Genomic DNA, 2,590 nt, shown 5'->3' on the forward strand with positions numbered 1-2,590 from the left:
CTCCCCAACCCTCCCCCCCCGGGAGAGGGAGCAGCACCGCCCATACGGCGGGTCGCCTTGGCCGCGTCATCAAGGGCAGCCGACATGAGCGTCATCGTCCAGCCCGCCGACCTCGCGATCGCGGCCCTGCGCGACCGCGGCGGCCCGGCCCAGCCGCTCCTGTCGGTCTCGGGCCTCGTCAAGCACTTCCCCGTGCGCAAGGGCGTCGGGGGCAAGAAGTCGGTCGTGCGCGCCGTCGACGGCGTCGACTTCCAGGCCTTGAAGGGCGAGACCCTCGGGATCGTCGGCGAATCCGGCTGCGGCAAGTCGACGACGGCCAAGCTCCTGATGGGGCTGATCGAGCGCGACCAGGGCGAGATGCTGTTCGACGGCGAGGCGGTGGGCTCCCGCGCGATGCCGTGGCGGACCTATCGCCGCCAGGTGCAGATGGTGTTCCAGGACAGCTACGCCTCGCTCAACCCGCGGATGACGGTGGAGGCCTCGATCGCCTTCGGGCCGACGGTCAACGGAGTCGGCAGCCGCGAGGCGATCGAGCGCGCCCGCGGGCTCCTCGCCCGCGTCGGCCTGGAGCCGAAACGCTTCGCCGGGCGCTACCCGCACGAGCTGTCCGGCGGCCAGCGCCAGCGGGTCAACATCGCCCGCGCCCTGGCTCTGGAGCCGCGGCTGATCCTCCTCGACGAGGCGGTCTCGGCCCTCGACAAGTCGGTGGAGGCGCAGGTGCTCAACCTGCTCCTCGACCTCAAGGCGGAGTTCGGGCTGACCTACCTGTTCATCAGCCACGACCTCAACGTGGTGCGCTTCATCTGCGACCGGGTGATGGTGATGTATCTCGGGCGCGTCGCCGAGCTCGGCCCCTCGGACACGGTGCTGGCCGAGCCCGCCCACCCCTACACCCAGGCGCTGCTCGCCTCGATGCCGTCGCTCGATCCCGACAACCGTACGCAGGCCGCCCTGCTCACCGGCGACCCGCCGAACCCGATCGACCCGCCCGACGGCTGCCGCTTCCATCCGCGCTGCCGCCTCGCCGAGCCGGTGTGCTCCCAGGCGACGCCGCCGCTCGCCCCGATCGCGCCGCTGCACCAGGCCGCCTGCCTCGCGCGTCAGCCGGGCTCGGGCCATTCCCTTGCGCCCGCCGCCGAGCAGGTGGCGGCATGAGCGGACCCATGAACGCGAATCCGAACGCCCCCGCCGTCGAGCTCGTCGACCTCAAGGTCGGCTTCGGCAAGGTCGAGGTGGTCGACGGCGTCGACCTCCGGCTCGAGCGCGGCCAGGCCATGGCGCTGATCGGCGAGTCGGGCTCGGGCAAGAGCGTGACGCTGCGCGCGATCCTACGCCTCTTCCCGGAAGGCCGCAGCCGCACCCGCGGCAAGATCGCGGTGGCGGGCCGCGACGTGCTGGCCCTGTCGAAGCGCGAGCTGGCGGATTTCCGCGGGCACGTCGCCGCGATGATCTTCCAGGAGCCGCTGCTCGCCTTCGATCCGGTGTACACCGTCGGCCGCCAGATCACGGAGGCGATCCGCCGGCACGAGAAGATCGACGCGGCCGGCGCCCGGCAGCGGGCGCTCGCGCTGTTCGAGCGCGTCCGCATCCCGAGCCCGGAACGGCGCCTCGACGCCTACCCGCACGAGATGTCGGGCGGCATGCGCCAGCGCGCGATGATCGCGCTCGCGCTCGCCTGCCGGCCGCAGGTGCTGCTCGCCGACGAGCCGACCACCGCGCTCGACGCCACGGTGCAGATCCAGATCCTGCTGCTGCTGCGCGAGCTGCAGCGCGACCTCGGCCTGTCGATCATCCTGGTGACGCACGATCTCGGCGCGGCGGTCGAGGTCGCCGACCGGATCTCGGTGATGTATGCCGGCCGCATCGTCGAGACCGGCACCGCGCACCAAGTGGTGCTCGATCCCCACCACCCCTACACGATCGGCCTGCTGCGCAGCCGCGCGGAGGGGGCGCTGGCCAAGGAAGTCGACGGAAAGCGCGCACGGCTGCAGACGATCCCGGGGAGCCCGCCGGACCTCGCCAACCGCCCCGCCGGCTGCCCGTTCGCCCCGCGCTGCTTCCTCGCGATCGACAAGTGCCGCGAGACCCCGCCCTCGGTCGAAGTCGGCGGCGGGCACCTGGCCGCCTGCTGGCGCACGGAGGAGGCGTCCGCCGCCTACCGCGCCGGGCCGCAGCCGGTGAGAGCCGAGGCGGCGGCCTGAGCCGGCGGACCACATCCGTCACTTCAATCGGCTGAAGCCGTCGCCGGCCGGGAAGCCCGATCCCCGGTGTGCAGGATCGTGCTCTGAGCCTCGGCCTTGTGGAACCCGCGCATCAGCCCCCGCCGGCGGCCCGCAAGGTCGTCGCCATGCGCGTCACCGCCGGCGCGATGGCGCGCTCGGGCACGGCGGCGTAGCCGAGGAGGAGGCCCGGGGCGGCGTTGCCCGGGTCGGAATAGTAGGCCGAGAGCGCCACGGCCGCGATGCCGGCCTGCGCCAGGGCGGCCACGGCCGCGACATCGCCGAGGCGGGACGGCCAGTCCGGCCCCGGGCGGGCGACGAGGTGCATCCCGCCCTCCAGCGGCGCGACGTCGAGCAGGCCGGCGGCCCGG

2 protein-coding genes and 1 pseudogene are annotated in these 2,590 nt (G+C 73.5%); 2 read left to right on the forward strand and 1 reads right to left on the reverse strand.

Annotation, left to right across the window (positions count from 1 at the left end):
* Window positions 1-84 precede the first annotated feature (84 nt).
* The gene (locus FV229_RS26385; protein ID WP_147754746.1) at window positions 85-1,155 is read left to right on the forward strand and encodes an ABC transporter ATP-binding protein; all 1,071 of its coding nucleotides are present in this window, start codon (window positions 85-87) and stop codon (window positions 1,153-1,155) included.
* Between the two features lie 8 nt (window positions 1,156-1,163).
* Entirely contained in the window at window positions 1,164-2,201 is a 1,038-nt protein-coding gene (locus tag FV229_RS26390; protein ID WP_147754747.1) for an ABC transporter ATP-binding protein, read from the forward strand.
* Between the two features lie 112 nt (window positions 2,202-2,313).
* Here FV229_RS26390 and FV229_RS26395 read toward each other — a convergent pair.
* Window positions 2,314-2,590 (reverse strand): annotated as a pseudogene (locus FV229_RS26395) (PLP-dependent aminotransferase family protein); the annotation flags it as partial.

This window comes from Methylobacterium sp. WL120 (assembly GCF_008039465.1).
GTDB classification, from domain to species: Bacteria; Pseudomonadota; Alphaproteobacteria; order Rhizobiales; family Beijerinckiaceae; genus Methylobacterium; species Methylobacterium cerastii.